Here is a 15,229-nt window from a genome sequence, read left to right on the forward strand (position 1 = left end):
AAAAATGATCTCTTTATTATAGCAAAAACTAAGCAGTGACTTCAGTTGTATTCTGTAATCCTTCTGATTCAAGGGCATCTTCTGTGTTTTCAACAGGCTCTGTTTTATGAACGAATGCAACTATTAGTATGTTCAGCAGCAATGCAGCTGCGCCAATAGCAGCCATTGACCAAATAAATGGTGCAGGGCTGATGCTTCCATAAAGGCTCGCAAAGTATGCCTGAACAGAATAATACATTGGAGAAATGTGGCTCATCCATTCATATGGCAGATACATCATATCACGAGTAACCGTAACACCATTTGCTAATGTTTGAATTAATAAAATCGGTAAATTTAATACCATTCCGGCTTCACCAACTAAAAAGACGAAAACAGCTGTAAAGTTAAAACAAACGATATAATTTAAGACCTGGTGTCCAAATAATTCTAAGAATAGGTCTCCACTAGGTTTATTAATGAGGTACGTAATGCCTAACGCAAATAAAGATGATACAACAGCAACCAATATAGCCGTTAATTGTACATAAGTGAATAAACGTTTCTTACTTGCTTTTCCCCGGCTTGCTCTATAGGCACTTACTAATTGCATGGCACCAATCATGGCACCGGTATAACCTGCCATTGTTAAAAACATTGGAAGCATATTATGATGCATTCCATCTGGCACTTCATTGATTGTGATGACATTGCCAACATAAGCTGTTTCAATTTTATTCGCTAATTGTTCCGCTTGATCTTCCGGCACATTGAAATTCATGATGACTCCTTTGGCCGTCTGCTCTGAGAACTGTGCACTCAACTGGCTGTTAATCTGTGTAACCACCGAATTCATCGTAGAAGAAACAGTTGTTGCACCTGCTTCATTGATTGTGAAATCAATACTGGATGAAACTTCTCCTTTTTGGAGATCATCAGAAAAGTTCTTCGGAATATGCACAACTAATGCTAAATCATTATGCTCTAAATCATTTAATGCTTGTTTATTCGTTAATTCCGTTTCAATTTCCTTAAAAGGCAGATTCTCTTTCAGCTGATCCGCGATCGTGGCCCCATAATCCCCAGCATCCTCATTAATGATCGCAATTGGCAATTGATCAACATTCCCCGGAATCGATGAGTAGCCCGGCAAAAATATTCCCAGCATAGCAACCGCATAGAATACACCCATAAAGATAGTTGCAATTGCCCCTTTTGTTTTTAGAAACTGAGTAAATTTCATTTTTCTATCTCCTTTATATACAAAATCTAATTAATAGCTTTTCTCAAAGTGCTTTTTTCAAACTACTTTAAACAAAGTACTTATGAAGTTTACTCCAATCACTTTATGAAGTCAATATTCGAATTGTCGTTTTTGCAATAAAAAAAGCTAAGCAAACGAAATCATTGTCTGCTTAGCCGAAGTCTTGTTTGAATCTGTTATTATTAGGAAAACGTAAGATTAAGGCTTGCTCTTAAACTAGCAAGTTTAGTCTTCATCCTTAACATCTATATCTTCTGGAATTGGTTCATTTAAAATCTCTTCAATGAATTGCTTATACTTTTCAACTTGCTTGAAGTGTGATTGAAATTGATCTTCATTAATTAAATACTCCTGTCCATCATAGAGAGCACGAATCTTATTGCCTAGGATTAGCTTTTTCACTTGAGATTCTGAACATGTCAAAAGTTCTGCTGTTTCCTTAACGGTTAAATACATGATTTACATCCATCCTTCATTCATCGTTTCCATTTCCTGCGACTAGCTAAAAATAGGTACTTCATTTAAAATGAACTAGGTACAAAGATTCATCTTTTGAATACTAACTCATATTATACTAAAAATAAGACAATAAAGCGGTTGGACTTAAACATTTTTCTAATATAACTTTAATCTGAATGTTACTGAAAGGAACATGTTATAAAGATTCATTCATATTTCGGAACGTACGCAAAAAGGAGCAAAGCTAAAAGCATGAATAAAAAAAAGATAATCGGTTTGTATTGCATAGCGGGCCTGATCTGGATATTTGGCACGAATTATTTACTGGAGCAATTTGAGCCTTCTCCTTTATTGCAGTTTATTACCAGCAGTAAAGAGGTTTTATATATTGTTCTGACAGGATTACTGTTTTATTATTTTATCAAAAAAACAGAAGAGCTCAATAAATCACGTGAAGAGGAACAGCGGCTTTCTACGCTAATTAATTCCATGGTTGATTTCGTCAACTTTAAAGATGGACAAGGCAGATGGATTGAAGCAAATGAATTTGGCTTGAAGCTCTTTGACTTAGAACATGTCGATTATAAAGGAAAAAAGGATTCTGAACTTGCACAGTACACGGAGTTTTATCGTGAAGCCTTAATCTATTGTGAAGTGTCAGATGAGGCTGCCTGGCAGCATGGCACCATCAGCCGCGTGGAAGAAGTCATTCCAATGAGGGATGGCAGCTCAAAAACCTTTGACACCATTAAAGTTCCTCTATTCAATAAAAACGGGAGCCGTCAGGGGCTTGTCATTATCGGGCGTGATATTACTGATCGAATTGCTGTGGAGCAGTTATTAGAGGAAACGAAACAGCAATATAAATCGCTTTTTGAATATAATACAGGCATTATTATGATGACAGATCTAAAAGGTCTAATTACTCAAGTTAACCCGCAGTTTATAGAGTCTACTCAGTTTACTGAAAATGAAGTACATGGAAAATCCCTCTCGAGTTTTATTGAAGGAGAGCAGCATTCCGCTATTCTTGAGAAAATCAATGAAATGGATGCTGATCCCCTGCCAAAGATAAGTGAACTTGAATTAACGACAAAAAACGGCGAAAAGATCATGCTGGAATGTAACATCCTTCCGATTGTTATTAATGGGAAAACGGCAGGAATGATTGTACAAGGAAAAGATATAACAAAATTGCGGATGACAGAAGAGAAGCTTCGCTTATCCGAGAAGCTTTCAGCCGTTGGTGAACTATCTGCCAGTATCGCTCATGAAATCAGGAATCCACTTACTTCACTTAAAGGCTTTGTGCAGCTACTGGAACGCGAAAATGAAAAGCATCATTTTTATTACCGCATTATGCAGGAAGAATTGGACCGAATTAATTACATTGTGAGCGAGCTTCTTTTACTGGCAAAACCGCAGGAAGTAAGATTTGTGAAGGCTGATATTCAAACCATCCTATTTAATGTGACGTCTCTTTTGAAAACAGAAGCTACTTTGTTTAATGTCTCTATTGATTTAAAAAGAGCAAAGTTCCCTGCCGAAATCGAGTGTGAACCGAATCAGCTGAAGCAGTTGTTTATTAATATTATAAAGAACGCGGTTGAAGCCTCAATCAGCGGCGGAAAAGTCACTGTTTCATTCCATATTGAGCAAAACGAAGCAGTTGTGTCAATAAAAGATTCTGGCATCGGCATATCTGAAGAAGCATTAAAGAAGCTTGGCCAGCCATTTTATTCATCAAAAGAAACGGGAACAGGCTTAGGTTTAACCGTCAGTTATCGAATTGTACAGCTGCATAAAGGAGCAATGTCCTTTAACAGCAAAGTAAATGAAGGGACAGAGGTTTTGATTCGACTCCCTCTGACCCGCTCAGCCCAGTAAGTGCTCGTAAATGGAGCTAATAGGTGAGTTAGTTTCCTAACGTATAAAGCAGGACTAGCTTTAAAAAAGATCGGCAGGCTCCCCAGATGAAGAGCTTCCATCCAGAAAAAACTGAATCTCACGCTCATACGTGAAAAATATCTCATCAAAAAGCCGTTGACTCATTCCGAGGCAACGGCTTTTCTTTTTATTATTCACCTTTGATTTCAAGAAGCTTTACGCGAAGATCATTTTCCATATTAGCAAGGTCCTGCTCGGCTTGTCTGCGTTTTGTTCTGCCTTCCTCTTGAATCCTTAATGTCTCTTCTAGTGTAGAAATTAAATTTTCCTGTGTTTTCTTAAGCGTTTCAATATCTACTAAGCCACGCTCATTTTCTTTTGCTGTTTCAATCGTATTCGTTTTCAGCATTTCAGCATTTTTTAAGAGCAAGTCATTTGTTGTTTTCGAAACTTGTTTTTGCGCTTCAACAGCTGACCGCTGGCGAATAAGTGTCAATGCAATCGCCACTTGATTTTTCCACAATGGAATAGCTGTCATGATGGACGATTGAATTTTTTCAACAAGCGCCTGGTTCGTATTTTGAATAAGGCGGATTTGCGGAGCACTTTGAATCGTTATTTCTCTGCTTAGTTTTAAATCATATAACCGCTTATCTAAACGATCTGCAAATTGAATCATATCATTTACTTCTTGGAACTTCATTTGATCATTAGATTTTTCGGCTTCCTGCTTTAAGGCAGGAATTGTTTTCTCATGAAGTTCCTCCAGCTTTAACTCTCCAGCAGCGATATAAACGTTTAAGGCATGAAAATACTCTTTATTGCTTTCATAAAGCTTTTCCAGCATAACAATATCTGTTAATAAAAGATTTTTGCTGCGATCAAGCTTTACACTGATCCGGTCAATTTGAGCCCCTGTTTTCTGATATTTGGACAATACTTCTTGAATAGATCCCGACAGTCTTCCAAACATCCTTGAAAAGAAGCCTGCTTTTTCCGGCTTTAACTCATCAGGATTTACTTCATTAAACTTTTTCATTAAATCGCCAATAATCTCGCCTATTTCACCAACGTCCTTTTTCTGTACATGTTCAAGCATGGTATGTGAAAAGGAAAGCAGCTTTGATTGCGCTGGTGTTCCATACGAAATCATCGCCTGGTGATTTTTCGGATCTATTTGTTCGGCAAGCTGGTATGCTTTTGCCCTATTTTCCTCTGGAATGACATCAATGAGTCGAGGCTGTTTCTTTGCCCCAGTGTCCTCATAGGCTGGCATTTGGGGACTTTCTTCTCCAAATGGATTTGCCAGCAAGTCATCGAGCAGATTGGCATCGTTTGTCTTTTTTAACAGAGGGGAATTTTGTTCATTCATTTTATACGCCTGCTTTCATCTGCATTTTTACGGGATTCCTGCAATGTTTTAATGGAATGTTTTGCAACATCTATTTCAAAGTGCAGCTGATCAATATCTTCTGCAATCACGTCATATAAGTCCTTCTCCACAAAAGCAGTTAATTCCTGCAACGTTTTTCTTGTATCTCTTAAAGAATGTTCAAGCTCCATGGTCATTTTTGGCTGAGAGGATAAAAAGACATACTTCTCCGCTAATTCCACAGCTGAGTCAAGATGTGAAAAATAAAACCGTTCAGCAAGATAAAATCGCTTTGGTTCTTTTTTCGTCAGGCGGTAAATTTTTCGAGTAACCCGGATAAACTGCACCCGTTCTTTTAAGGACGGCATATGCCGAATCGACATTAATGCTTTATGAAGCCTTGCCAGCTTTCCTTTTGCTTCATCCAGATTTTTTTCAATATACGCATATTCCTTTCTGGAAAGACCATGACGCTTTAAAAATCTGGATTTCATTACTGCACCTGATAGCCAAAATGTGATAATGCCGGCACTGACCCCTATTACACCAGAAAGCGGGAATGTTTGATCAAAAGCAAAAAATGCAACGAGCCAGACTGAAACAGCTGTTGGAGCTGCAATTAAAGATCTTAATATAAACGCTAAAAACGAATTCATCATTGATCGCTCCTATCCTAACCCTTTATTTATATACGAAATATGAACATTGAAGGTTTCAACAGACAAACACCAAATTTTTCATGTGAGGCAGTTTTCTTACCTTCTACGATACACGAAAATTCAACAAGTCTCCATAGACCACAATCCGATTATATTCTAAGACTTAAGGCTTAGGGCTTGTGCGTTTGTCAATTTGCGCAGATTATTCTATCTCATAAAAAGAATTCCCTCTTATTAGATCATTGAACCCGATCGAGATATGGCAGGTGCTGATCTGAGATATTTTAATTAGTTTGATAGCGTTTGATATTTAAAACCTTTTGCAGCAAAGGAAAAAAACACGGTGTAATTTGCGAGCATGCCTTTATTGCTGTGTAGATTTTGGCAATTGAACTGTAACGATTGTTCCATGACCTGGTGTGCTGTCAATTTGCATGGTTCCATTATGTTCTTGAATAATCTTATTGCTGACAGTAAGACCAAGACCTATACCCTTATCTTTTGTCGTATAAAAAGGAGTGCCCAAATAATGCAGGATTTCCGGCTCAATTCCCATACCCGAATCAGAAATCTGAACTTCAACCATGTCTTCCTCTGCCTCACTGATACAGCAATGGATAAGACCTCCTTCCGACATGGCTTCTATGGCGTTCTTAAAGAAATTCATAAAAGCCTGCTGCAATTGATCTGGATTGCACTTAAGAAAGTATTGGTCTTCCTTGATAGAGTGAATGATCTTCACATTATGTATGTAAGTATCAGAACGAAGCATTTTTATCGAACTATTGATAATGGAGAATAGACTGCTGCTTTTTAATTCTACGGCCTGGGGTTTTGCTAAGGCTAAGAATTCGTTTACACTTTTATCAATATTTTTTAATTCATCCATAATGATTGTTAAATATTCTGCTTGCCGTTCCTTTTCGTCACTATATTGAAGCAGTTTCGAGAACCCTTTAAGAGCTGTAAGCGGGTTTTTTATTTCATGTGCAACACTTGCGGCCATCTGTCCTATAATTGATAAGCGGTCCAAATTCCGCAGTACTTCATCATTTTTAATGCGGTCATCTATATTTCTGCTGATTTTTAAAAAGAGGTCTATCTCATTCGCTTCGTTATATATAGGTGAGATATTTGATTCGATATGCATAAATTCATTTTGCTTGGTTCTGGTTTTTGCTTGGATGATTTCAGATTTTCCATTCTTCGCGATTCTCTGCAGCAGTTCATCTACCGGTTCATCATTTATTGGCTGAATTAGCGTTTCCAGCTTCTGCCCTTTCAGTGTTTCAGGAGAAACGCCCAGCTCAGTATGGTGTGAAGGGGACGCATACAATACTTCATAATCCTTTGTATAGATTTTAATCATATCGGTAGTATTTTCAGTAATTAAGTTGTACAGCTTTTTGATCTGGATTAATTCTCTTTCCATTTCTTTTAGTTCCGTGATATCCCGTAAAACCGCGATAATCCCCATTACTTTTCCATTTGAATCGCGAAAAGGTGAATAAGAGACAGCAATATCCAATAGCCTGCCATCTTTATGATAACGGATCGTGTTTAAATTGCTGTAAACCTTCCCTGTTTTTACTTCTCTAATGATATCAATAACGGATACAGGGTTCGGCATTTCTGCAATATTTCTTCCAAGCACTTCCTCTTCTGTATATCCAAAAATGTACGTAAACGTCGGATTAATCCTTCTAAAACAATCCTGCATATCAAAGATCGCTATTCCATCTGCACTGCTCGCAAGAAACAAATCAAGCACTTCATTGCAGCTCACACCTTCCGTAAAATCTAATTCCGGATCACCCTTCAGCATAAAAAACCTCTCCAGCCCTCTTTTTTATATTATTTTACAGAATGTTGGGATAAATAAGAATACCCTTTTTTATTGTGGTGTCACTGTGACGCCCCGGGTTTTGTCGATTGATGTCACTATGTAGGAATAAATAAAAAAAGCAAGAGTCATTGATTTAACAACGCTCTTGCTTTGCTGTGCTTATTATTTTTTGAATATCCCAAATGCTTTTCCTACTGGCAAAACAACTCTGCCAAAATGCGTGTTTAAGACCACAGCTGCTGAACCGTAAAACGATAATAAGGCAATTCCCATTTCAGCTAGTGCTGCCAGCATATGTGTAGCTTCTTCCATGATTCCGAAGCTGCTTAATGATAGACCAATAAATAAAAAATCTATAAGAACAAAAATAAAGAATAATACTTTATGTGTTTCCATTGCACCGACAGTCATGAACAGGCTAAAAATCAGATAACCAACAAATGCCATGCCAAGCTGATGCGGATCTGCTGCTGCAGCTAATTGTTCACCGAAAGCTCCAAGCTGAATCAGCCAGGTCATTCCAACACCAAACCAGAACAAACCAAATGCGCCAAACGCTGTCATTCCAAAAATATTATTATGCTTTGCATCTAGCACTGCCGCAAATAACTGTGCTAATCCGCCAAGAAAAAATGCCCATGGCAAAATGAGAGAAAGCCCCTCTGTTAACTCAAGCTTCTGCGATGAGGCTACAAAAGTGACCATCGCTAAACCGAACAGACCTAATGCTGACGGATCTGCTGTTGTAATCTTTACTTCTGTTTGATTCTGAATCCCCATAAAATCCTCCTATATATTCACACATATACATGTTCAATAAATAACAATCTCATCAAACATACTTATGTAATGTATAAGAATTGAGGGGGACATGTCAATAGAATTTTTTGGCTGTCACTGTGACGCCCCGGAATTCCTCGAATTTTGTCGAGAATTACTCGCCTTTAAATTATGTGCTGCTGCATTTTGATAGTGTAATGATTCGCGGATTCACCCCTTTTATTCAGCAGCAAAACTTGGTGAGCCAAGCTCTGTGATGAATCATACGTATTTTTTACATGATCTTTACACTTCCTCAAGAAATTTTTCAAAGTGGTCTAATACAATAATAGTAGAACTTTAATGGCTGGAGGGATGAGGTTGAGGATTAGTGTGGTAGGAACAGGTTATGTCGGATTAATAACGAGTATTTGTTTGTGTGAAATGGGCCATACTGTCACGAATATTGATATTGATGACAAAAGAATCGCGCAGCTGAAGAACGGCCGCTCTGTTATTTACGAACCTGGATTACAGCAGCTGCTGGAGAACAATCTAAAGGAACGCAGACTCCTTTTCACAATTGATCCAAGGATTGCCTATGCACAAGCAGACCTCATTTTTATTGCAGTTGGAACTCCTGAAAATCCCGATGGCACAGCAAATTTAGAATATCTTCAGGAAGCAGTTTATGCGATTGCTTCACATATTGAAAAAGATGTCATCATTTGTACGAAAAGCACTGTTCCCGTTGGTACGAATGAAAAAATCGCCGAAATGATTAAAGATATGACACCAACTCATTTGAATGTCAGCATCGTTTCTAATCCTGAATTTCTGCGTGAAGGATCTGCTATTAATGACTTTTTCCATGGAGACCGAATCGTTATCGGAACAGGGGATGAGAAAGCAGCTGCAGTCCTGCAGGAGCTTTATGCTCCGCTTAACACGGAAATCATGGTGACAGATACCCGCAGTGCAGAAATGATTAAATATGCATCAAATGCTTTTCTGGCAACCAAAATCAGCTTCATTAATGAAATTGCTGCTATTTGTGAAAAGGTTGGAGCTGATATTAGTCAGGTCGCAGATGGAATCGGCAAGGATAAACGAATTGGTTCATCGTTTTTAAAAGCTGGTATTGGCTATGGAGGATCCTGCTTTCCAAAAGACACAAAAGCACTTGTCCAGCTCGCTGGTCATGTTGATCATCCATTTGAATTACTTGAAGCAGTCATCGGCGTCAACAATCGCCAGCATACATTAGCTGTCGCAAAAGCCAAAGAAGCAGCCGGCGAACTCGCAGGCAAAAGAATTGCACTGCTGGGGCTGGCGTTCAAGCCGAATACCGATGATATTAGGGAAGCACCTTCTCTAACAATCTTAAAAATGCTAATTGAGGAAAATGCTGATGTGATTGCATATGACCCTGCAGCTGTCTTAAATATACAAAGCATATTCGGAAATGAAATTCAGTATACCGAAAACATAAATGAAGCCTTAAAAGATGCCGATCTCGCCATTATTGCCACAGAATGGGATCAAATCATTCAATTTCCGCTTGTTCAATATGAGGAATTAATGAAAACACCTCTAATCATTGATGGGCGCAACTGTTACTCTCTCAGTGATATAGAACGTCATTCAATCACTTATATTTCAGTCGGTAGATCGCCATATGCACAATCTGCCATAGCAAAGGTGTAAAGATATCCAGAAAGGACTTATAGATATGAAAATTTTACATGCTTTATATGGAATAGATTGCAGAGTTTTTCAGACGGTAAACCGCCATTTTGAAAACAAAATATTAAACCCATTTTTCCGCATCATTACACACCTAGGCGGAGCACGTTTCACAATCGCTATTACACTCTTGCTCATGCTTGCTGCACCTTTAAGAATAGCCGCTTTTTCAAGTGCATTATCCTTGCTGATCAGCCATTTGCCGGTGCATTTTGCCAAAAGATTTTATCCGCGCAAAAGACCATACCTGACGCTGGCCGATTCATTCAGTCCCGATAATCCATTGAAGGATCACTCTTTTCCATCTGGTCATACGACAGCTATTTTTGCTATCATTATTCCTTTTACTCTCTTAATTCCGTATATCGGTATTATTCTTATTCCGTTGGCTTGTATAGTTGGAATCTCGAGAATCTATTTAGGTCTGCATTACCCTACAGATGTCCTTGCAGGTTCGCTGCTTGGCACGATCACTGGAATAGCTTGCTTTTTTGCTTTTCATTCTTAAGAAGAGAGGGAGATTCAGGTGAAAATTGCTTTTTTTACAGATACCTTTTACCCTGATATCAATGGTGTTGCCCGTACGTTAAAACGTTTCACTGATTATCTATCCTCACAAAATATTGAAGTGAAGGTATTTGCACCAGATGGCGAGAATTCTGATGAATATATTTCAGCCAATATCCATCGATTTAAAAGTCTCTCCTTTTTTTTATATCCCGAATGCAGACTTGCACTCCCAAATCTTTTTAATATGAAAAGAGAATTGGCCGAATTTCAGCCTGACCTTATTCATGTGGCAACACCCTTTAACCTGGGTTTGTGTGGAGTCTTCTTCGCAAAGAAATTAAATATTCCACTAGTAGGCTCTTATCATACAAATTTTGATCATTATTTAGAGTATTATGACCTGCAATTCTTTTCTAAGATGGTTTGGAAATATATGAACTGGTTTCATCGCCCTTTCCGCAAATTATTTGTGCCTTCGCTTGATACAGAAGAACAATTAACTGTACAGGGATTTCACAATTTGGAAATCTGGTCAAGAGGTGTAGATTGCGAACTGTATCATCCTTATTATGATAAATATGCTGTTCGGCAAAAATATAATATCCGCAGCAAGTACCTGCTCGTTTACGTCGGCAGATTGGCACCAGAAAAAAACGTCGACACCCTGCTCGAGATTGCAGATGACCTGCCGCCTCATTTAAAAGAGAATAGTCATTGGCTTATTGTAGGGGATGGACCATCGAGAAGTGAAATGGAAAAAGCTGCACCTTCTAATATGACATTTACAGGTTTTTTGAAAGGAAAAGAGCTTGCAAATATTTATACAGCAGGCGATTTATTCGTTTTTCCTTCTACTACAGAAACCTTCGGAAACGTAGTACTCGAATCGCTGGCAAGCGGTACTCCTGTTATTGCTGCAAACGCAGGCGGTGTAAAAAATATTATTAAACACGGCTCCACAGGCACACTTTGTACACCAGGTTCTGCTGTTGAGTTTGCAGATTCTATCATCTCCTTGCTCTATGATGATAAATATCGCTATCAAATGGGCACAAATGCCAGGAATTATGCTCTCACCCAAAAATGGGACACCATTTTCAATACACTTCTTGATCATTATTCAGATGTAATAAAAGAGCGGGCTGCCGAAAAATATGCCTGAGACTGCTTGCTGCAAAGCTTTCTCACCACGGCTTCCATAATAAAAAAATGGTTCCAGCTATAAAGCTGGAACCCATATTTGCACTGTTAATTATTTGACGCCAGTACAAAAACCATTAACGACTTATCTTCTTTAAAATTCCAATCAATCATAATGTCCTTTACATGGGTATGAAAAATAGATTCAAATTTACCGCTTCGATGGAAGTAACTTTTTTCGAGCTCATCCTTTGTATATCTAAGCTCTTTTTGAAATCCTTGAGCTATTAGTGCTTTTTCAATCGGGATTAATATTCCAATTCTTTCAATTACAAGTATTGTTTTCGAAAGAGGATATGTATTGATTTGGTCAGGCATCTTTTGCACAATTTCACTTATTCTCCCAACCTCATTTTCAAGACTTTTAATGTCTAAATCGGTTTGGGAATTTTCCCCTTTACGTTCCTCAAGTACAAAGATCAGAACGCCAGAGTTGTTTGGAAAGTTCCAATCATGATAGCATTCTTCCACCTCAACATTTAGCGTTACCTTCACCAGTCCTTTAATTTCGTCCAATAAATGATTAATAATAGAGGTTCTGGCATCGTCCACATATTTTCCTTGACCTTGCTGGATTAGGATCTCTTCCATGGGATTAATAAATCCTGTAATGTAGGTTACTAAATGTTTTTCTCCGACTGTGGTCCGACATGATTGTGGCCCTCTGCCAAAGTTTTTTCTTAACAATTTGCTTATATAGCTGCTTATGTACTCCGCTTTCATATGATCCATGCGATTGGAACTCCCCTTCCTCCACGCCTATTAAATTATGTTTGTTATTCAGACCTTTATTATGTATGAAATTTAGAAGAAGAAAGGGAGATATCCCGTAACGGTAAATTCACATCTCTTTTCGAAATGTAAAGACAAGGAAACTTTTATCATTTTGGTAATCCCACATGATGAAAATATCTTCGATTATACGGTTAAAGACATCTTCTAAAGACAGCTTATGCTCAAAATATCCTTTCTTGGCACTCTCTGAATATCGATTAAGGAGGTTCATATTCCCCATTTGATAGACAAGGTTTTCAAGTGGAGCCATAATTCCATCTGCTTCGATTATACAAATACTGGGCGCATATTTAAGGATCGTTAAGTTTTCCGGTCTCTTATGAAAATGCGATCCAATTTTATCAATCATAGCGAGAATTCCATTTTTGGTTCCTAACGGCAATCTTTCTTCAACATTAGCTTTTCCGTTAACGAGCAGGATCATTCCAGTGTTTTTCTCATAATTCCAGTCATGATAAAAGTTTGTATATGACTGATCTAATGTTTTGCTAATTTCAAAAGAAAATTCTTTAATAACAGCTTCAATGATCGCAGTACGAAAATGAATAGCAATTTCCCATTGTTTATTCCCCAGTAAAACTTCTTCCGCCGGGGTAATAAAGTTTCGCATAAAAATATATATTTTTTCTTCATCTCCATTAACATAGCAAGTTTCAGGACCTTTACCGAATCTCCGTTTCAGCAACTTGCTAAGCGTACTGCTAAGATGAAGCATATGATCTTGAGTAGCCTTAATAATAACCTCTCCTTTCCCTGAATGTGGAAGCTGGTCACTCAGCCCGAAAAAGCAAAAGATAGACTGAAATAAAGGTTGCTTTAACCTTATGGGGAGTGTATCTTTTAACCTTAAAGGGCTAGCCGCTGCTGAAGCTAGTCCCATCGAAAGCCCTAAAAGTTGTCTAAGCTGCCCTATTTTCTTACCACAATGTGATGCAACCTGACCGGCAGCAACCCAGATGACTACCTCTAAAAATAGATGCTGTTTCGATAAGGATCATAATAACAATGGTTCGCTATCGTTCTCTTTACCTTCTATGCTGTACTACATTTCAGCCAACATCTTGCAGATACTATTCTCTTTCAATATGTGATGGTCATTCTCATATATAGCTGGTGAATAAAAGGCACCAATTTTAACTGCTTTTGAATTAGTCGAACTGGACAATCTTCCCAATAAAATATATATGTCTTTTTCCCCAACTATCTATCTTTACAAACCATAAAAGTGTCTATTTCATAAAAAATGGTGGAAGCAGAGGAATAAGCATAAAATATGGCTGCTCATCATTTTGAAGACAAAAAAGGCCTAACTCCAATAAAGAAGTTAGGCCACGGATAAGACGACTAATTACAGTTTCTTCCATTTACCATAAAGAAATATGAATAGATATGTATTTGCTCATAGAATGCGTTACTCCAAACCTAATGACAGCAAGACATTAGACTTTATTATTCTATCATTATAAAAGTGCTACTGCAAACATTACGATTCACGTGGTAAGACCACTTCAACAGATGTCCCTGTTGAGCTGCTGCTGATTAACATATCTCCCTTATGCTCTTTAATAATCTGATAACTGACCGGCATGCCCAGACCAGTTCCTTGCTCTTTTGTTGTAAAAAACGGCTCGCTAATCCGTTCTAATATTTCAGCAGGAATTCCCGGTCCTTGGTCAACTATGCGGATAATGACTTGATTTTCTGAGAGAAACTCTCCTTCAATTAGTATTTTACCGCCATCTGTCATAGCCTCGATTGCATTTTTTATATAATTTATAAAAACCTGCTTTAACTGATTTTCATCTCCAAATATAGAAGTATCCTTAAAGCAATATGCAGCTTCAATCTCTATGTCATTTAGAAGTGCCTGCGATCGCATTAATGTGAGAATTTGCTCAAGCAGCGAATCCAAATTTACATTTTTATAGGAAATCTTATTTGGCTTGGCCAGGACCATTAGTTCTCTTAAAATTAATTCGATCCTCTCAATTTCCGATTTAATAATCTCAAAGTAGCTCGCCTTTTTCCCTTTATAATCTCTCATCATTAACTGCAGAAATCCTTTTATGGCTGTCATTGGATTTCGAATTTCATGTGCAATTCCTGCCGCCAGCTGGCCTGCCACAGCTTGTTTTTCCGACATGAATTTTTGCTCTTTATGATGTGTCATCTCTTTTATAACAGCATAGCTGCCTATTATTGCATTATGCAGGATTATTGGAAAGGCGGTGAGCTGAACATGAATCAATTCTCCTGATTTTGCTCTAATATGTATGTCAGAGTGACAAAGTGAATCTCGACTTAGCTCTTTAAAATAAGAATTTTCCTTGTTTAAAGATGATGGCTGAAAAATATCAGAAATCCTCATATCTTCGATTTCTTCGAATGAATAACCAATAAAGTGCTGACACGCTTCACTTATATAGGCCAATTGCCCATTCTTTTTAAGAATTAAAAAAGAATCTGCTGTGTCAGATAGGATCGAAAAATCATTCATCCTATATATATACGTCTCTAGATGGAGATTTCCCCATTCTTTTTCGCATATGGCCATAGAACTACCTCCTTTCTAGAATCTATATCCTAAAAAATAGAAAAAGCCAAAATAAGCGTAGCTACTCTACACTTATTTTGGCTTAAAACCCAGCATATCTCTGGAGGATCTTTCCTTATATTATATAAAAATTTTCATTATTAATAGTAGTAAGGTAAAGCTTTAAACTCCAACCTCATGTTTAATTTTATACTTATTT

13 protein-coding genes are annotated in these 15,229 nt (G+C 37.7%); 4 read left to right on the forward strand and 9 right to left on the reverse strand.

Going from position 1 to position 15,229, the window contains the following annotated elements:
* Window positions 1-28: 28 nt before the first annotated feature.
* Both A6754_RS19855 and A6754_RS19860 read right to left on the reverse strand, forming a co-directional pair.
* Window positions 29-1,222 carry a YhgE/Pip domain-containing protein gene (locus tag A6754_RS19855; RefSeq protein ID WP_066450037.1) on the reverse strand — a complete coding sequence of 398 codons (1,194 nt, stop codon included), beginning with the start codon at window positions 1,220-1,222 and terminating at the stop codon, window positions 29-31.
* A 246-nt stretch (window positions 1,223-1,468) separates the two neighbouring features.
* Entirely contained in the window at window positions 1,469-1,699 is a 231-nt protein-coding gene (locus A6754_RS19860) for an excisionase family DNA-binding protein (RefSeq protein ID WP_066450039.1), read from the reverse strand.
* A gap of 255 nt (window positions 1,700-1,954) precedes the next feature.
* Between A6754_RS19860 and A6754_RS19865 the strand changes: the two genes are divergently transcribed.
* Window positions 1,955-3,589: a PAS domain S-box protein gene (locus tag A6754_RS19865; RefSeq protein WP_066450041.1), complete on the forward strand. Its 1,635-nt coding sequence runs from the start codon at window positions 1,955-1,957 to the stop codon at window positions 3,587-3,589.
* Between the two features lie 190 nt (window positions 3,590-3,779).
* Here the strand turns inward: A6754_RS19865 and A6754_RS19870 are convergent, their stop codons facing one another.
* From A6754_RS19870 to A6754_RS19885, 4 genes are all read right to left on the reverse strand, one after another.
* Window positions 3,780-4,961: a toxic anion resistance protein gene (locus A6754_RS19870; RefSeq protein ID WP_066450045.1), complete on the reverse strand. Its 1,182-nt coding sequence runs from the start codon at window positions 4,959-4,961 to the stop codon at window positions 3,780-3,782.
* Window positions 4,958-5,620 (reverse strand): 5-bromo-4-chloroindolyl phosphate hydrolysis family protein, encoded by a 663-nt coding sequence (locus A6754_RS19875; RefSeq protein WP_306806933.1) that lies wholly within the window; start codon window positions 5,618-5,620, stop codon window positions 4,958-4,960. The genes A6754_RS19870 and A6754_RS19875 overlap by 4 nt, the downstream gene beginning before the upstream one ends.
* A gap of 364 nt (window positions 5,621-5,984) precedes the next feature.
* Window positions 5,985-7,445 (reverse strand): PAS domain S-box protein, encoded by a 1,461-nt coding sequence (locus tag A6754_RS19880; protein ID WP_066450050.1) that lies wholly within the window; start codon window positions 7,443-7,445, stop codon window positions 5,985-5,987.
* A 183-nt stretch (window positions 7,446-7,628) separates the two neighbouring features.
* Window positions 7,629-8,240, reverse strand: coding sequence for an acetate uptake transporter (locus A6754_RS19885; RefSeq protein WP_066451775.1), 612 nt, complete (start codon window positions 8,238-8,240; stop codon window positions 7,629-7,631).
* A 366-nt stretch (window positions 8,241-8,606) separates the two neighbouring features.
* On the opposite strand from A6754_RS19885, the gene A6754_RS19890 reads away from it, so the two are divergent.
* From A6754_RS19890 to A6754_RS19900, 3 genes are read left to right on the forward strand one after another with little or no spacing between them, the layout of a single operon-like run.
* Complete coding sequence (locus tag A6754_RS19890; protein ID WP_066450051.1) at window positions 8,607-9,932, forward strand: UDP-glucose dehydrogenase family protein; 1,326 nt, start codon at window positions 8,607-8,609, stop codon at window positions 9,930-9,932.
* A 25-nt stretch (window positions 9,933-9,957) separates the two neighbouring features.
* Window positions 9,958-10,479, forward strand: coding sequence for a phosphatase PAP2 family protein (locus tag A6754_RS19895; RefSeq protein WP_066450052.1), 522 nt, complete (start codon window positions 9,958-9,960; stop codon window positions 10,477-10,479).
* A gap of 18 nt (window positions 10,480-10,497) precedes the next feature.
* The gene (locus tag A6754_RS19900; protein ID WP_066450053.1) at window positions 10,498-11,643 is read left to right on the forward strand and encodes a glycosyltransferase family 4 protein; all 1,146 of its coding nucleotides are present in this window, start codon (window positions 10,498-10,500) and stop codon (window positions 11,641-11,643) included.
* A gap of 86 nt (window positions 11,644-11,729) precedes the next feature.
* Here A6754_RS19900 and A6754_RS19905 read toward each other — a convergent pair whose 3' ends face one another.
* The 3 genes from A6754_RS19905 to A6754_RS19915 all read right to left on the reverse strand — a co-directional run bounded on the left by A6754_RS19905 (window position 11,730) and on the right by A6754_RS19915 (window position 15,030).
* Window positions 11,730-12,413 carry a Na-translocating system protein MpsC family protein gene (locus A6754_RS19905; protein ID WP_066450055.1) on the reverse strand — a complete coding sequence of 228 codons (684 nt, stop codon included), beginning with the start codon at window positions 12,411-12,413 and terminating at the stop codon, window positions 11,730-11,732.
* A 109-nt stretch (window positions 12,414-12,522) separates the two neighbouring features.
* Window positions 12,523-13,356 carry a Na-translocating system protein MpsC family protein gene (locus tag A6754_RS19910; protein ID WP_066450057.1) on the reverse strand — a complete coding sequence of 278 codons (834 nt, stop codon included), beginning with the start codon at window positions 13,354-13,356 and terminating at the stop codon, window positions 12,523-12,525.
* A 603-nt stretch (window positions 13,357-13,959) separates the two neighbouring features.
* Entirely contained in the window at window positions 13,960-15,030 is a 1,071-nt protein-coding gene (locus tag A6754_RS19915) for an ATP-binding protein (protein WP_066450059.1), read from the reverse strand.
* Window positions 15,031-15,229: the final 199 nt, after the last annotated feature.

This window comes from Cytobacillus gottheilii (assembly GCF_001636345.1).
Lineage (GTDB): Bacteria > Bacillota > Bacilli > Bacillales > Cytobacillaceae > Cytobacillus > Cytobacillus gottheilii.

Coding starts and splice junctions, on each gene's coding strand:
- A6754_RS19855 (WP_066450037.1), bottom strand. CDS start 1,222: ATGAAATTTACTCAGTTTCTAAAAACAAAAGGGGCAATTGCAACTATC.
- A6754_RS19875 (WP_306806933.1), bottom strand. CDS start 5,620: ATGATGAATTCGTTTTTAGCGTTTATATTAAGATCTTTAATTGCAGCT.
- A6754_RS19865 (WP_066450041.1), top strand. CDS start 1,955: ATGAATAAAAAAAAGATAATCGGTTTGTATTGCATAGCGGGCCTGATC.
- A6754_RS19870 (WP_066450045.1), bottom strand. CDS start 4,961: ATGAATGAACAAAATTCCCCTCTGTTAAAAAAGACAAACGATGCCAAT.
- A6754_RS19895 (WP_066450052.1), top strand. CDS start 9,958: ATGAAAATTTTACATGCTTTATATGGAATAGATTGCAGAGTTTTTCAG.
- A6754_RS19915 (WP_066450059.1), bottom strand. CDS start 15,030: ATGGCCATATGCGAAAAAGAATGGGGAAATCTCCATCTAGAGACGTAT.
- A6754_RS19860 (WP_066450039.1), bottom strand. CDS start 1,699: ATGTATTTAACCGTTAAGGAAACAGCAGAACTTTTGACATGTTCAGAA.
- A6754_RS19910 (WP_066450057.1), bottom strand. CDS start 13,356: ATGGGACTAGCTTCAGCAGCGGCTAGCCCTTTAAGGTTAAAAGATACA.
- A6754_RS19905 (WP_066450055.1), bottom strand. CDS start 12,413: ATGGATCATATGAAAGCGGAGTACATAAGCAGCTATATAAGCAAATTG.
- A6754_RS19880 (WP_066450050.1), bottom strand. CDS start 7,445: ATGCTGAAGGGTGATCCGGAATTAGATTTTACGGAAGGTGTGAGCTGC.